Source organism: Streptococcus sp. 714 (assembly GCF_013277115.1).
Classification (GTDB): Bacteria; Bacillota; Bacilli; order Lactobacillales; family Streptococcaceae; genus Streptococcus.
Window position 1 is genome coordinate 174,009 of sequence record NZ_VMMH01000008.1, and the last position, 17,849, is coordinate 191,857.

The 17,849-nt window shown below is 39.6% G+C and carries 7 protein-coding genes and 1 pseudogene; all 8 read left to right on the top strand.

What is annotated here, in order from left to right:
• The first annotated feature begins 78 nt into the window (after positions 1 to 78).
• On the top strand, positions 79 to 786 hold the full coding sequence (locus HT718_RS03620; protein WP_000864592.1) for a glucosamine-6-phosphate deaminase: 708 nt from the start codon (positions 79 to 81) through the stop codon (positions 784 to 786).
• 151 nt (positions 787 to 937) lie between these two features.
• The gene (gene rpsU / locus HT718_RS03625) at positions 938 to 1,114 is read left to right on the top strand and encodes a 30S ribosomal protein S21 (protein WP_000048054.1); all 177 of its coding nucleotides are present in this window, start codon (positions 938 to 940) and stop codon (positions 1,112 to 1,114) included.
• Between the two features lie 129 nt (positions 1,115 to 1,243).
• On the top strand, positions 1,244 to 2,179 hold the full coding sequence (gene hprK / locus HT718_RS03630) for an HPr(Ser) kinase/phosphatase (RefSeq protein ID WP_000115141.1): 936 nt from the start codon (positions 1,244 to 1,246) through the stop codon (positions 2,177 to 2,179).
• On the top strand, positions 2,172 to 2,960 hold the full coding sequence (gene lgt / locus HT718_RS03635) for a prolipoprotein diacylglyceryl transferase (RefSeq protein WP_033679925.1): 789 nt from the start codon (positions 2,172 to 2,174) through the stop codon (positions 2,958 to 2,960). Before hprK ends, lgt begins: the two co-directional genes overlap by 8 nt.
• Positions 2,961 to 3,387, top strand: a pseudogene (locus HT718_RS03640) (DUF948 domain-containing protein).
• Positions 3,360 to 3,755, top strand: coding sequence for a YtxH domain-containing protein (locus HT718_RS03645; RefSeq protein ID WP_125451433.1), 396 nt, complete (start codon positions 3,360 to 3,362; stop codon positions 3,753 to 3,755). Before HT718_RS03640 ends, HT718_RS03645 begins: the two are co-directional and overlap by 28 nt.
• A 405-nt stretch (positions 3,756 to 4,160) precedes the next feature.
• The gene (locus HT718_RS09530; protein ID WP_173267345.1) at positions 4,161 to 12,257 is read left to right on the top strand and encodes a G5 domain-containing protein; all 8,097 of its coding nucleotides are present in this window, start codon (positions 4,161 to 4,163) and stop codon (positions 12,255 to 12,257) included.
• Between the two features lie 720 nt (positions 12,258 to 12,977).
• Positions 12,978 to 17,849 (top strand): sialoglycan-binding domain-containing protein (locus HT718_RS03655; protein WP_173267354.1); only part of this gene is annotated, 4,872 nt, incomplete at its 3' end.

The following is a 17,849-nucleotide window of genomic DNA, read 5'->3' on the forward strand; positions in this document are numbered from 1 at the left end:
AGAAATTAAATCGTTTTCACTTGACAAAAATTGGTCTATACCATATAATAAATATAGATTAAAACGGAGGATGAAAAGATGAAAGTTATTAAAGTTGAAAACCAAATCGAAGGTGGAAAAGTTGCTTTTGAGATTTTGAAGGAAAAATTGGCCAATGGAGCTCAAACCCTAGGACTTGCGACAGGAAGTAGCCCACTTGAATTTTACAAGGAAATTGTTGAGAGTGACCTTGATTTTTCAAATCTAACTAGTGTGAACCTTGATGAGTATGTAGGACTTGATGGGGACAATCCACAGTCTTATCGTTACTTCATGCAAGAAAACTTGTTTAACCAAAAACCATTTAAAGAAAGTTTCTTGCCTCGTGGGGTTAAGGACAATGCTGAAGCTGAAGTAGAACGCTACAATCAAATTTTGGCTGACCATCCAGTTGATCTGCAAATCTTGGGAATCGGTCGCAATGGACATATCGGATTTAATGAACCAGGAACACCATTTGATAGCCAAACACATCTTGTAGAACTTGATCAGTCTACTATCGAAGCTAATGCGCGCTTCTTTGACAAGATTGAAGACGTCCCAACCCAAGCTATTTCAATGGGGATTAAAAACATTTTGGATGCCAAGTCAATCCTGCTCTTTGCTTACGGTGAATCGAAAGCAGAAGCTATTGCTGGAACAGTGTCTGGCCCAGTGACTGAGAGTCTACCAGCAAGTAGTTTACAAAACCACCCTGATGTGACCATCATCGCAGATGCTGAAGCACTTAGCTTACTTGAAAAATAAAAAAGTGAAACCATTCAGTATTTTTTATTGAGCGCTTTCAAGACTTGTATAAATGGCAGAAAAAATCTAAATTTAACCGCATTTTTTCTTGACAATTATTCCTTTTACGTGTAGAATAGAATAGATCTTGAACTTGAAGGGAGTGAAAAAAATGTCTAAAACAGTAGTACGTAAGAATGAATCTCTTGACGACGCACTTCGTCGTTTCAAACGTGCGGTTACTAAAGCTGGTACTCTTCAAGAAACACGCAAACGTGAATTCTATGAAAAACCTTCTGTAAAACGTAAACGTAAGTCAGAAGCAGCTCGTAAACGTAAAAAATTCTAATTGAAATGAAAGGCTAGAGTAATCTAGTCCTTTTTCTTTTAAATAAATACTCCAAAGCCTGCAAAAATCTCAAATATCCTCTTACAATTTGATATAATAGTAAAAAGAAGTCGATTGAAGGAGGAAATGATGTCGGTTTTAGTAAAAGAAGTGATTGAAAAGCTTAGACTAGACATTGTCTATGGCGAACCAGAATTACTTGAAAAGGAAATCAATACCGCGGATATTACGCGACCTGGTCTTGAAATGACAGGTTATTTTGATTACTATACTCCAGAACGGATCCAGCTCTTGGGGATGAAGGAGTGGTCATATCTGATTGGCATGCCTTCTAACAGCCGTTATGAAGTTTTGAAAAAAATGTTTCTACCTGAGACACCCGCGGTCATTGTTGCTCGTGGTTTGGTGGTCCCAGAGGAGATGTTAAAGGCTGCTAGAGAATGTAAGATTGCTATTTTAACCAGCCGTACAGCTACCAGTCGTTTGTCTGGAGAATTATCTAGTTATCTGGATTCTCGTTTGGCGGAACGTACCAGTGTTCACGGTGTCTTGATGGATATCTATGGAATGGGTGTCTTGATTCAAGGAGATAGTGGTATCGGTAAGAGTGAAACTGGTCTTGAGCTTGTCAAACGTGGGCACCGCTTGGTAGCAGATGATCGGGTAGATATTTATTCTAAGGATGAATTAACTCTTTGGGGAGAACCTGCTGAAATCTTGAAACACTTGATTGAAATTCGTGGGGTTGGGATTATCGATGTCATGAGCCTCTACGGTGCCAGTGCTGTAAAAGATTCTTCACAAGTTCAGTTGGCTGTCTACTTGGAAAATTATGATACGCATAAGACATTTGATCGTCTTGGGAACAATGCAGAGGAACTTGAAATTTCTGACGTAGCCATTCCTCGTATCCGTATTCCAGTTAAAACAGGTCGAAATATCTCTGTCGTGATTGAGGCTGCTGCCATGAATTATCGTGCTAAGGAAATGGGCTTCGATGCGACACGTTTGTTCGAAGAACGCTTGACCAATCTTATTGCTCAAAACGAGGTGCCTAATGCTTGATCCAATTGCTATTCATCTAGGACCTCTAGCCATTCGTTGGTATGCCTTGTGTATTGTGACAGGTTTGATTCTTGCGGTTTATTTGACCATGAAAGAAGCGCCTAGAAAGAAGATCATACCAGACGATATTTTAGATTTTATATTGGTAGCCTTTCCTCTGGCTATTTTAGGAGCTCGTCTCTACTATGTCATTTTCCGTTTTGATTATTATAGTCAGAATTTGGGAGAGATTTTTGCCATTTGGAATGGTGGTTTGGCCATTTACGGTGGTTTGATAACTGGTGCCCTTGTACTCTATATCTTTGCTGATCGTAAACTCATCAATACTTGGGATTTTCTAGATATTGCGGCACCAAGTGTCATGATTGCCCAAAGTCTGGGACGCTGGGGCAATTTCTTTAACCAAGAAGCCTATGGTGCAGCAGTGGATAATCTGGATTATCTACCTGCCTTTATTCGTGATCAGATGTATATTGAGGGGAGTTACCGTCAGCCGACCTTCCTTTATGAGTCTCTTTGGAATCTGCTTGGCTTTGCCTTGATTTTGATATTCAGACGAAAATGGAAGAGTCTTAGACGAGGTCATATCACTGCTTTCTACTTGATTTGGTATGGTTTCGGTCGTATGGTTATTGAAGGCATGCGAACAGATAGCCTCATGTTCTTTGGTCTTCGAGTGTCTCAATGGCTATCAGTTGTCCTTATCGGACTGGGTATTTTTATCATTCTATATCAAAATCGAAAGAAGGCCCCTTACTATGTTACAGAGGAGGAAAACTAAATGTTAGAAGTTGCATATATTCTTGTAGCCCTTGCTTTGATTGTATTTTTAGTGTATCTAATTATTACTGTACAAAAGCTTGGACGTGTGATCGATGAAACAGAGAAAACGATTAAAACCTTGACTTCAGATGTGGATGTGACCTTGCACCATACCAATGAATTGCTGGCTAAGGTCAATGTCTTGGCAGATGATATCAATGTCAAGATGGCAACAATTGATCCACTCTTTAGTGCTGTTGCAGATTTATCTCTATCTGTTTCAGACATCAATGACCATGCGCGTGTCTTGAGCAAGAAAGCTTCATCAGCTGGTTCAAAAACCATTAAGACTGGTGCAAGTTTATCAGCTCTTCGTCTTGCAAGTAAATTTTTCAAAAAATAAAAAAGGAGAATCCTTATGGGTAAACTATCCTCAATCCTTTTAGGAACCGTTTCAGGTGCAGCTCTTGCCTTGCTTTTAACAAGTGACAAGGGCAAACAAGTTTGCAGTCAGGCTCAAGATTTTCTGGATGATTTGAGAGAAGATCCTGAATATGCCAAAGAGCAGGTCTGTGAAAAACTGACAGAAGTTAAGGAACAAGCTACAGATTTTGTTCTTAAAACCAAAGAACAGGTTGAGTCAGGTGAAATCACTGTGGACAGTGTACTTGCTCAAGCCAAATCATGTGCTCGTCAAGCGACAGAAGCATCAAAAGATCGATTCAGTAATCTCAAGGAACAATGGCAAGAAAAAGCCGAAACTCTTGACCAATCAGAAGAGATTGTGATTGACATTAGAGACGAAAAAATCTAGATTTGACAGGATTGGATAAAAATTCAATAGTAGTCGCAAATCTAGTAAATGGTATAAGATAAAACGCATAGTATCAAGGACTGTAATGAACTGCCTGATATTATGCGTTTTTTATGATTTTGAAGACTTTTTGACAAACCTTTTTTAAAACACATGAGTGTTATGATTTTTTATGGTATAATGGCAGTGTTAGAAGTGAAATATTTACATTTTTTTATATTTTACTGATATTTTAGTAATATTAAGCGATCTATTTTTTATATGATTAGAAATCAATGTAGTAGCTTATAATCAAGTAGAGGAAAAGCTCTAACATTTTAGTCAAGAAACGATCTAGTATTCTGTCAAGGGAAAATATTAGAACCCTCTATTTTGTAAAAAATAGTTAGAAAGAAAGTTAATAAAATGAAAGACATTTTTAATAAACGCCAACGCTTTTCGATTCGAAAGTTTTCTGTTGGAGTGGCTTCTGTATTAATAGGAATTGCCTTGTTTGCACCATCCCAGGGAGTACTTGCTTCTACGGAAAATAATGTGGCAACAGAGATAGGGGCTAATTCTGAAAAGGAGAATGCGACCCCTACTGTGGAGAAAAAAGAAGAGAATCAAAATTCACCAGAGAATCAAGGTGCTATCTCCAGTCCAGCTCCAAAAGATACTCCAATAATATCTACAAGAACTACAGAACTTGAGACATCTGGGGATAAAGAAAATAATAGCTTGACCACAAGGGCTTCCGTGGCGGGTGAAGACAGATCAAGTCTTCCAGCGGTGAGAGCGGCATCGAATCCTTCCGAGATAAAAAAATATGAATTGACTAAGGAAGATGCTAAAAAAATCAAAGCAGGAGTAATCGGTTCAGAAGGTAATAAGCTTGACAGTTTGTTATTAAACGGCCCTGAGTTAAGTCCAGAAGCTTATACAGATGATGATTTCTTGAAGGATAAAGAAGAAATTTATATTTATGAAAAAGGCGGGAAAAAGTATGTAGGCTATAATAGTCATCCCTTATTAGAAGATACTGATGGTGATGGTATTATTGACAGTAAAGAAAAGCCAGATGAAAAATTAAAATGGAATGTCAGTGAGCGCGATATGATTATGTTCATGGAATTGTCCTACCGTGATGATAATTATATTGATAGAGTGCTGAATCATAAGAAACCCTTAACAGAGTCAGAGTTATATAAAAAGAATGATGACAGTAGACCACGTTATGAGTATATGATGATGAATAAGGAATTGGGGCCTTATTGGGAAAGGAAAAAAAGTTACCATACCTCCAGTGGACTAGATGCTGTCTTGTATGAAACTAAGAGTGATTTCTCATATTTACCAAATGGAACTGCACAAGTATTAGCCTTTCGTGGAACAAGTGATGCCAAAGATATAGGAACTGATATAACACTTGGATTAGGAAGCAATCCTCAACAAGGGATTGATGCAGAAAATATCATGCGTGAACTGGCTAAAGATAAGAGCATTACCAATCTATATTTGACAGGACACTCTTTAGGAGGATATTTAGTACAACGGGCAATGGTTGAAGCCTATCAGTTGGCATATTCTGACAGCAGAGTCATGTCTTCTAAAGAACAGCGGGCTTATAGAAACTTTTATAATAATGTATTAAAAAAAGGAACAACCTTTAATGCCCCAAAAGTGAGGACAAGTTATTTCTCATCATCTGAATTTTGGCAAAAAGGATTAGACAGTAAAAACATAGCTAAGTCTGGAAAAATGACACATTATATAGTTAATAATGATTCTACTATAGGAAAAAGTGTCAGTAATGATAGTGATGTTGTCATAAATGTTGGGAATACAAAAGGAGGTCATAGTTCACGTTCTTATTTTGAAGCCGATATGATTAATAGACGATCAGAGTTCATGTCTGGGAAACGAATTTCCTTAGATGGGACAGGTTATCAAGATAAAAAAATGACAACAGCTAAATCTGTAGAAAAAGTTGGAGAAACTGTTGTATATAGTAAACGTGGAGATGACATCATTAAGTCAACAACTGTTAGTATCAAAGATCCCGATACAGGGCAGATTACTAAAAATACACTTGATGAAGTGTTCAAGAAAGATGGTGCCAAATCAACAGTTGTGGTTACGTCAATCGAGCCAAGTGTTCGTTATGAAAAAGACGCTACGAGAGCCAAAGGTGGGGCAAATGTAACAGAAGCTGGTACTCCAGGCACTAGAACAGTAACTACAACCTACACAGTCAATCCGACAGATGGTAGCCTTGTTTCGCATGAAGAACCGGCAGTAGTAGTCCCATCAAAACCGACAGTGGTCAAAGTCCCAGCTAAGGATGAGGTTACATACCTCAAAGAAGGCGATGATGTGGTTAAGAAGATAACCACTTACATGGTCAATGCAAGTACAGGAGCTCTTACTCCAACAGAGAAAAAGGAAATCTTCAAACAAAATGGTGCCAAAGCTCAGGTTGTTGTTACGCCATTACAGCCAAGTGTTCGTTATGAAAAAGACGCTACGAGAGCTAAGGGCGGAAAAAATGTAACAACAGCTGGTACTTCAGGCACTAGAACAGTCACTACAACTTATACTGTTAACCCTGCAGATGGTAGCCTCATTCCGCATGAGGGCAAACCCGTCATCAAACAGTCAACTCCTACGGTGGTCAAAGTTCCAGCCAAAGATGAGGTTGAGTACCTCAAAGACGGTGATGATGTTGTTAAGAAGACAACCACTTACGCGGTCAATGCAAGTACAGGAGCTCTTACTCCAACAGTAAGGAAAGATGTTGCCAATCCAAAAGGTGCCAAATCTAAAATTGTGGTTACACCACTTAAGCCAAATGTTCGTTATGAAAAAGACGCCACAAGAGCCAAAGGTGAAGCAAAAATCACAGTAGCTGGTACTTCAGGTACAAGAACAGTAACTACCACCTACACGGTTAATCCTACAGATGGTAGACTTATTCCACATGAAGGAAAACCAGTTATCAAATCGTCAACTCCTACAGTGGTCAAGGTCCCAGCTAAAGATGAGGTTGAATACCTAAAAGACGGCGATGACGTTGTTAAGAAGACAACCACTTACGCGGTCAATGCCAGTACCGGCACCCTAACTCCAACAGTAAGGAAAGATGTTGCCAATCCAAAAGGTGCCAAATCTAAAGTTGTGGTTACACCACTTGAGCCAAGTATCCGTTATGAAAAAGACGCCACAAGAGCCAAAGGTGAAGCTAATGCAACAACAGCTGGTACCCCAGGCACTAGAACAGTCACTACAACCTATACAGTTAATCCTACAGATGGTAGCCTCATTCCGCATGAAGGACCAGCAGTGGAAGTCCCATCAAAATCTACAGTGGTCAAAGTGCCAGCTAAGGATGAGGTTGAATACCTCAAAGAAGGTGATGATGTAGTTAAGAAGACCATAACTTATGCGGTCGATGCAAGTACGGGTTCTCTTACTCCAACAGAGACAACAGAAATCTTTACACAAAATGGAGCTAAATCTAAAGTTGTGGTTACGTCACTTGAGCCAAGTGTTCGTTATGAGAAAGACGCCACGAAGGTCAAAGGTGGAGAAACTATCACAATAGCTGGTACTCCAGGCACTAGAACAGTCACTACAACTTATACTGTTAACCCTGCAGACGGTAGACTTATTTCGCATGAAGGAAAACCCGTTATCAAATCGTCAACCCCTACAGTGGTCAAAGTCCCAGCTAAAGATGAGATTGAATACCTCAGAGACGGTGATGATGTTGTTAAGAAGACAACCACTTACGCGGTCAATGCAAGTACCGGTACCTTAACTCCAACAGAGAAAAAAGAAGTTTTCAAGAAAGCTGGTGCTAAATCCAAGGTTGTTGTTACGTCAATAGAGCCAAGTGTTCGTTATGAAAAAGATGCCACGAGAGCTAAAGGTGAATCTAATGTAACAACGGCTGGTACTCAGGGAACTAGAACAGTCACTACCACTTATACTGTTAATCCTACAGATGGCAGCCTCATTCCGCATGAGGGCAAACCCGTTATCAAACCGTCAACTCCTACAGTGATCAGAGTGCCAGCTAAAGATGAGGTCGAATACCTTAAAGAAGGCTATGATGTAGTTAAGAAGACCATAACTTATGCGGTCGATGCAAGTACGGGTTCTCTTACTCCAACAGAGACAACAGAAATCTTCAAGCGAAATGGCGCTAAATCTAAGGTTGTCGTTACGCCCCTCGAGCCAAGTGTTCGTTATGAAAAAGACGCTACGAGAGCTAAAGGAGGAGAAACTATCACAGTAGCTGGTACTCCAGGAACTAGAACAGTCACTACCACTTATACTGTTAATCCTACAGATGGCAGCCTCATTCCGCATGAGGAACCGGCAGTAGTAGTCCCATCAAAACCTACAGTGATCAAAATGCCAGCTAAAGATGAGGTTGAATACCTCAAAGACGGTGATAATGTAGTTAAGAAGACAACAACTTACGCGGTCAATGTAAGTACAGGTCACCTTACTCCAACAGAGAAAAAGGAAGTGTTCAAGAAAGATGGTGCCAAATCAACAGTTGTCGTTACATCGATAGAGCCAAGTGTTCGTTATGAGAAAGACGCCACGAAGGTCAAAGGTGGAGAAACTATCACAGTAGCTGGTACTCCAGGCACTAGAACAGTCACTACCACTTATACGGTAAATCCTACAGATGGCCTCCTCATTCCGCATGAAGAACCAGCAGTGGAAGTCCCATCAACACCTACAGTGGTCAAAGTGCCAGCTAAAGATGAGATTGAATACTTCAAAGAAGGCGATGATGTAGTTAAGAAGACCACAACCTACTCAGTTAATGCAAGTACGGGTTCCCTTACTCCAACAGAGACAACAGAAATCTTTACACAAAATGGAGCTAAATCTACAGTTGTGGTTACGTCACTTGAGCCAAGTGTTCGTTATGAGAAAGACGCCACAAGAGCTAAAGGAGGAGAAACTATCACAGTAGCTGGTACTCCAGGTACTAGAACAGTCACTACTACTTACACTGTTAATCCTACAGATGGCCTCCTCATTCCGCATGAGGAACCGGCAGTAGTAGTCCCATCAAAATCGACAGTGGTCAAAGTTCCAGCTAAAGATGAGGTTGAATACCTTAAAGAAGGCGATAATGTTGTTAAGAAGACAACCACTTACGCGGTCAATACCAGTACCGGCGCCCTAACTTCAACAGAGAAAAAGGAAGTTTTCAAGAAAGATGGTGCCAAGACCAAGGTTGTTGTTACGCCAATAGAGCCAAGTGTTCGTTATGAGAAAGATGCCACGAGAGATAAAGGTGGAAAAAATGTAACAACATCTGGTACTCAGGGGACAAGCACAGTAACTACAACTTACACTGTTAATCCTACAGATGGTAGCCTTATTCCGCATGAGGAACCGGCAGTAGTAGTCCCATCAAAACCTACAGTGATTAAAGTCCCAGCTAAGAATGAAGTTGCATACCTCAAAGAAGGCGATGATGTGGTTAAGAAGACCATAACTTACGCGGTCAATGCAAGTACAGGTGCTCTTACTCCAACAGAGAAAAAGGAAATCTTTACACAAAATGTAGCTAAATCTAAAGTTGTGGTTACTCAAATAGAGCAAAGTGTTCGTTATGAGAAAGACGCTACGAGAGCTAAAGGAGGAGAAACTATCACAGTAGCTGGTACTCCAGGTACTAGAACAGTCACTACCACTTATACTGTTAACCCAACAGACGGTAGTCTTATTCCGCATGAAGAATCAGCAGTAGCAGTCCCATCAACACCTACAGTGGTCAAAGTCCCAGCTAAAGATGAGATTGAATACCTCAGAGACGGCGATGATGTAGTTAAGAAGACAACCAGCTACGAAGTGAATGCCAGTACAGGTGCTCTTACTCCAACAGTAAGGAAAGACATTACCAGTCCAAATGGCGCTAAATCTACAGTTGTGGTTACACCACTTGAGCCAAGTGTACGTTATGAGAAAGATGCCACAAGAGCCAAAGGTGAAGCTAATGCAACAACAGCTGGTACCCCAGGCACTAGAACAGTCACTACAACCTATACAGTTAATCCTACAGATGGTAGCCTTATTCCGCATGAAGAACCAGCAGTGGTAGTCCCATCAACTCCTACAATGGTCAAGGTACCAGCCAAAGATGAGATTGAATACCTCAAAGAAGGCGATGATGTGGTTAAGAAGACTACAACTTACGAAGTGAATGCAAGCACAGGTGCCCTTACTCCAACAGAGAAAAAGGAAGTTTTCAAGAAAGATGGTGCCAAGGCCAAGGTTGTTGTTACGCAAATAGAGCCAAGTGTTCGTTATGAAAAAGATGCCACGAGAGCTAAAGGTGGAGAAACTGTCACAGTAGTTGGTACTCCAGGAACTAGAACAGTCACTACCACTTATACTGTGAATCCGACAGATGGCAGCCTCATTCCGCATGAAGGACCAGCAGTGGAAGTCTCATCAACACCTACAGTGATCAAAGTGCCAGCTAAAGATGAGATTGAATACCTCAAAGACGGCGATGATGTTGTTAAGAAGACCATAACTTACGCGGTCAATGCAAGTACAGGTGCTCTTACTCCAACAGAGAAAAAGGAAATCTTTACACAAAATGTAGCTAAATCTAAAGTTGTGGTTACTCAAATAGAGCAAAGTGTTCGTTATGAGAAAGATGCTACGAGAGTTAAAGGAGGAGAAACTATCACAGTAGCTGGTACTCCAGGTACTAGAACAGTCACTACCACTTATACTGTTAACCCAACAGACGGTAGTCTTATTCCGCATGAAGAATCAGCAGTAGCAGTCCCATCAACACCTACAGTGATCAAAGTGCCAGCTAAGGATGAGGTTGAATACCTCAAAGAAGGTGATAATGTAGTTAAGAAGATAACAACTTATGCGGTGGATGCAAGTACGGGTTCTCTTACTCCAACAGAGACAACAGAAATCTTCAAGCGAAATGGCGCTAAATCTAAAGTTGTCGTTACATCAATAGAGCCAAGTGTTCGTTATGAGAAAGACGCCACGAAGGTCAAAGGTGGAGAAACTATCACAGTAGCTGGTACTCTAGGCATTAGAACAGTCACTACCACTTATACTGTTAACCCTGCAGACGGTAGACTTATTTCGCATGAAGGAAAACCAGTTATCAAATCGTCAACTCCTACAGTGGTCAAAGTCCCAGCTCAAGATGAGATTGAATACCTCAGAGACGGCGATGATGTAGTTAAGAAGACAACCAGCTACGAAGTGAATGCCAGTACAGGTGCTCTTACTCCAACAGTAAGGAAAGACATTACCAGTCCAAATGGCGCTAAATCTACAGTTGTAGTTACACCACTTGAGCCAAGTGTACGTTATGAGAAAGATGCCACAAGAGCCAAAGGTGAATCTAATGTAACAGTAGCTGGTGTTCCAGGTACAAGAATAGTAACCACAACCTACACAGTCAATTCGACAGATGGTAGCCTTATTCCACATGAAGGAAAACCAGTTATCAAATCGTCAACTACTACAGTGATCAAGGTCCCGGCCAAAGACAAAGTCGTAGAAACACTGATTGAACCAGAAGTGGAATACGTAAAAGATGTTGAAAAAGACTTCGGTACACCAGATCAGCGTACTGAGGGTGAAAAAGGTAAGACAGTTACTACCACCACTTATGATGTAGATCCAAAGGACGGTCATATTACAGAGCACCTTGGTAATCCAGTCGTCACCCCAGCAGGTAAGACAATCGTTAAAGTTGGTGCTAAAACTAAGGTTGAACATTCTAAAGATCCTGAAGGCCGTGATGTGATTGATACCATTACCTATGGAGTTGATCCAAAAACAGGTAAGGTAACTCCGACAACGACTACAACGTATGGACCAATAAGTAAGAAAGGTGAACCAGAAGTTCAAACAGACATCCCAGAATACACAAATCCAATCTCGTCAAATGGAGTGGATGGAAACAGAAACTTAATAGATTCGCCAACAGTTGAATTACCAGAATTCAAGGGTGGAGTGAATGGTGAACTGCCTGGTCCAATTACTTTACCAGAATTAACTATTGAGGTTCACTGGATTGATGAAGATGGAAATGTATTGAAACCATCTGTTAAGACAGGTAATGAAAAGGATGCTGAACATGGATCAATTTTGGGATATGAATTTGTACGAACTGTGATTGATGAAAATGAACCAGTAATTACTTACATTTTTAGAAAAGTAAGTGGAACTACAAATACAATTCCAGTCACACCAGATACTAATGGAAATTCTGGTCACGATACACCTGCACCAACACCAGCTACTCCAACTCCAAATGCAGTTACTCCGAATACAGATCAGGTAGATACTAAGACTACTGTTGATAACGGAGCTAAGTCAAATGATTCTCAAACTGTATTGCCAAATACAGGAACAGAATCAAATGCGACTCTTGCATCTCTAGGGCTTCTTGGTATGTTAGGCGGTCTCGGACTTGCTCTTGGAAAGAAAAAAGAAGACTAAAAATTTAGTCAAAAGATGAAATGTTCATTGTTAAGTGGACAATGAATGTAAAAGACCAAGAAACGGCCTTGTTCCTCATTTCAAGAGGTGCAAGGCTGTTCTTGTACTATCGGAAAAGTAGATAGTATTCGTAATAAGATATAGTGGATTGAAATAAAATGTACGCAAATCGATTGGTCAATTTCTAAAAATGAATTAGGAGTCGTGTTGGACTATTCCAACTTCAATCCACTATACTTATTTGAAATCAAAGTTCCCCTTTTGTTGATAGACTATTCAAGAAATATTGTTGTATAAGTATATATTTTGAAATCATAGTCATGGGGAATCGATGCTAGGATTTTTAATTAAAACTATTATATATTTGTTTTTAAGACAGAAATTTATTTTTTTTGATTTTGCAATAATATAAAGTTATATTTATAGGATATATCTGAAGAAAATCTTAAAATTAAGGGTAGGAGATCTATTGTTATGCAGAGTCATTTTAAATTATTATGGACTTGTTGGTTATGATTTTTAGAAATCGTTTTCTTAAAATCGTTGGATTTATATCATTATGTTTGATTAAATATGTTGAACATGGTATAATTGAGTCGTGATAGCTGAGAAGTATCATAAATGATCATCATAGTTGGCTTCATGGGTGCATTACTATAAGAAGTGTAGCCGTGAAGATTACTTTTAATTTGATTTTGTGTTTTAACATAAGGAGGAACAATGGAAAATAAATCAAATTCGCTCAGTAGAATAAAGCGTCACCAACGTGAAAAGGTTTTGCGCTATTCTATTCGTAAATATAGTTTCGGTGCCGCTTCAGTTGCTGTTGCAGCGCTGATGTTTTTGGGTGCCCGCGTTGCGAGCGCGGATAGTGTGCTGCCAAACGCTCCACAATCTAATACGGCTAATGCGGGTGTAGTGAACCCTAAAGATAAGGTCGATTCGCCTGTGGATGTTGCAGGATCTACTGAAAACAAAGTAGATGCAGGGAATCAAGCGCTTACAACTGCTGCACCTAGTGCGTCTACAGTTGATAAAGCCAAGTTGAAAAAAGTAGTTGAAGAGTTAAATGCTCTTCTTTCAACTAAATTAAACCTTGACGAATCAGTAGTCTCACCTGTTAAAGACAGACTTCAAAAAGGGAAAGAAGCCCTAGAAAGTTCTGAGCTAGCTCAAAAGGATATCGATGAACTTGTAGAACTCTTATCTAAAGATGTAACAGTCGTATCAGCTGCTAAGGAAGTAACTGAGGTTCAAGTTGATAAACAAGCAGATAAAATTGAGAAGCCAGCTGACAATCTAGCAAGCCAATCTTCTCCTGAAGTAAGCGCAAGCGAAGAGAGCCAAACTGTATCAGCTAAAAAAGATGCTTTGAAAGTATCTGTAGATCAATTGCAGGCAGCTGTTTTGGAATTGCCTGAGCATGAGACTAGCAAAGAAGTTCTTGAAAAAGCCAATGAACTATTGGGCTTGGCTCAAGGTGTTCTTGAAAATACAACAGTCTCTCTGAACGATGTTGAAGATATGACAAAACGTGTGAAGAGAATGTTTAACTCTGTTAAAAACGCTACAACACGTTTGACTTCAGGTGCTCGTGACTCACGTAATGGCAAGAGCATGGCTCGAGGAACACAGTTTAGAGCTTATGCAGCAACTAGCTCTTCTGGGACATTGAAGAACGTTCATTACTTTGCATCTGTCGATAAAAATACTAACGGTGGATACAACACAAGGAATGATGCCCCTGCATTTACAGAGAGAAAGACAGTAATTAAATCAAGATACGAACAAGATAGTTCAGGTAGATGGATGGTCTATGATGTCTACTTCAATAATAATGGAATAGCTATGGTAGATCAATCTTATGGTCAGCATTATTATTTCCAACCTCCATTTAATATCATGGATCCTTCAAATACGGTAACGAATTTAACGATTACTCGTTATGAAAATCTTAATCAAGATCCTAATAAAAAGCTTTCCGATGGAGGTAGTGGATTCCGAAAATTTGGAGACACAGTTACAATTAGTGACCCTTGGAACCAGAAGGATAAGATCTTTAGCAATGATAGAAGATCTATGTACGATCCAAGATCAGGAGTAACTCGTCCGAATCAAAAATGGGATGTATTTAAAAATAACAAAGATGATACTTATTTAGATCAAATTGTTAAAAAAACAGATGGAAATTACACTGGTAAGGTCAGTTATACTCTTGGAATGGAAGTCGGTAAGGTAAACGCACCTTATGCGGTTCATATGACTGCTAGAGTTAAATTAAAGAATAACGTGACAGACACGGAAGCTGCTAATGGTAATGTGTATGCAGCCTCTGTAACATCTGGACCAACTACGAATCAATCTTATATTGTAGGTTCGCTAGGAACACGTTTACAAAATGAGCCAGATGCACCTAAAGATCCAATTAAAGGTCAAACAGTTACAAAAACAGTAGGAGATAACCCAGGAGACAAAATAAACCCTGTATCTGAAGGTTATGTTAAACATAAAAATGGCGGAACTTTCCCTGCAGGTATGAACTGGACTTGGGCAGGTGATAAGTCACCAAATACAGATGTAGCCGGAGTATTCAAGTATACTTCTATTGCCACTTATAAAGACGGTACTAAATCAACTGATGCTGGTTCTGGTTCAGATGGAACAGTTACATTAAACGTTAAACCGAAAAAACCGGCTATTACAACAAATCTTGACCATAAAAAAGGCTCACCAGGTCAACAAATTACTGTAAATGTCCAAAACGGAGTGCCAGCCGGTTCGACAGTTAACCTTTACGATGGTACTAAACTTATCGGAACTGTAAAAACCACTGGAACTACTGCAACAGTTACAGTTGCAGAGCCTCTAACAGGAAATCCTATTACAGCTGAAACAGTAGTTACTAATACTAATGGAACAGTAAAATCTGATAAAAGTGATCCTGTTATTCCGACAGAAGCGCCAGATACACAACGACCTACAGTAACAATCTCACCAGCTGAGAAAACAGTAGTAGAAGGACAAACTGTAACCTTCACAGTAACAGCAACAGATGATAAAAGTGTTACTATCGATCCTGCTGATTTCCTTAAACAATATGGTGATAGACTTGTTTCAAATGATAATGTAAAAATTACTCAAACTGAAAAAGTAACGACAATTACTATTAGAACTAAGAAAGAAGACATTGGTAAACCACATACGATTACTTTCGGAGCTCATGATGATGCAGGTAATAAAGCTGAGCCTGCAACCTTTACTTTCAATGTAACACCAGCTGACAAGGTAGCACCAACAATTACTAAATTAACTCCTACTAGTAATGCAGAAATTGATAGTACTAACCCACGTAAGATTATCGTTTATCGTGAAGAAGAGTTTAGCGTTGATGTGAACTTAACTGATAACAGTGGTCGCTTGAATAAAGTTAAGGTAAACGATAATGCCTTAATTACTTCTCCATCAGGTGATTTTGAGGTTACGAATGGTGGTCGTCTTGACCTTCCTGCTAATGGTACAAGTATCAACTTTACCAATAAATCTAACAATTTGGGACAAGATGGCAATGCGACAGATACTAACCCATATAAAGTTAATATTTCAGGTCATGTTGGTAAAAATCAGGCTGTCAATGCTAATGCTAGCAAAAATATCTGGAATCGTTATATTTCTGGATATGACCAAGCAGGTCTAACAAATAACAGTGGAAACAATGGTACTGCCAATAATGCCAACATCCAGATTGAATTCCGTAAGCAGTCAGATAAATACACTCCAACAGCAGTAACAGGTTCTAAAATCGATGTAGCAACAGATGGTACAATCAGTGGCTATAACACACCAGAGACTTATATTGCCAACAAGTCTGACTTGCCAACTAAAGGTACAACACCAGGTACAACAACGACATATACATGGAAAACTGGAGAAACTCCAACTGTTAACAATGGTCAAGTCACACGTACAGTAGTTGTCACTTATCCAGATGGTTCAACAGATGAAGTACCTGTAACCTTCACAGTTCGTGATACAGTAGCGCCAACAATTACTAGCTTAACTCCTATTAGTAATGCAGAAATTGATAGCACTAACCCACGTAAGATTATCGTTTATCGTGAAGAAGAGTTTAGTGTTGATGTGAACTTAACTGATAACCGTGGTCAATTGGATAAGATTAAGGTTCACGACAATGCTCAAGCAGTAGCACCATCAGGTAATTTCGAAGTTACAAATGGTGGTCGTCTTGACCTTCCTGCTAATGGAACAAGTATCAACTTTACGGATAAGACAAGTAATTTAGGTCAAGCTGGCAATGCGACAGATACTAACCCATATAAAGTTAATATTTCAGGTCATGTTGGTAAAGATCAGGTTGTCAATACTCCAGCTAGTCGAAATATCTGGAATCGTTATATTAGCGGATATGACCAAGAAGGTCTAACAAATAACAGTGGAAACAATGGTACTGCTAATAACGCCAATATTCAGATTGAGTTCCGTAAGCAGTCTGATAAGTACACTCCGACAGCAGTAACAGGTTCTAAAATCGATGTAGCGACAGATGGTACAATCAGTGGCTATAACACACCAGAGACTTATATTGCCAACAAGTCTGACTTGCCAACTAAAGGTACAACACCAGGTACAACAACGACATATACATGGAAAACTGGAGAAACTCCAACTGTTAACAATGGTCAAGTCACACGTACAGTAGTTGTCACTTATCCAGATGGTTCAACAGATGAAGTACCTGTAACCTTCGCAGTTCGTGACACAGTAGCGCCAACAATTACTAACTTAACACCTATTAAGAATGCGGAAATCGACCGCACTAATCCACGTAAGATTATCGTTTATCGTGAAGAAGAGTTTAGCGTTGATGTGAACTTAACTGATAACAGTGGTCGCTTGGATAAGATTAAGGTTCACGACAATGCTCAAGCAGTAGCACCATCAGGTAATTTCGAAGTTACAAATGGTGGTCGTCTTGACCTTCCTGCTAATGGAACAAGTATCAACTTTACGGATAAGACAAGTAATTTAGGTCAAGCTGGTAATGCGACAGATACTAATCCGTATAAGGTAAATATTTCAGGGCATGTTGGTAAAGATCAGGTTGTCAATACTCCAGCTAGTCGAAATATCTGGAATCGTTATATTAGCGGATATGACCAAGAAGGTCTAACAAATAACAGTGGAAACAATGGTACTGCTAATAACGCCAATATTCAGATTGAGTTCCGTAAGCAAGCTGATAAATATACACCAACAGCTACAACTCCTACAGTGAATCTGACTTCAAATGGAACTGTTCCAGATTTGGGATCACCAGAGACTTATATTGCCAACAAGTCAGACTTACCAACTAAAGGTACAACACCAGGTACAACAACGACATATACATGGAAAGATGGAGAAACTCCAACTGTTAACAATGGTAAAGTCACACGTACAGTCGTTGTTACTTACCCAGATGGTTCTAAGGATGAAGTTCCAGTAACTGTTAAGGTAGTAGATCCACGTACAGATGCAGAGAAGAACAATCCAACACCTCAAGAGCAAAGTGTTAATGTAGGTGAAAAACCAGAT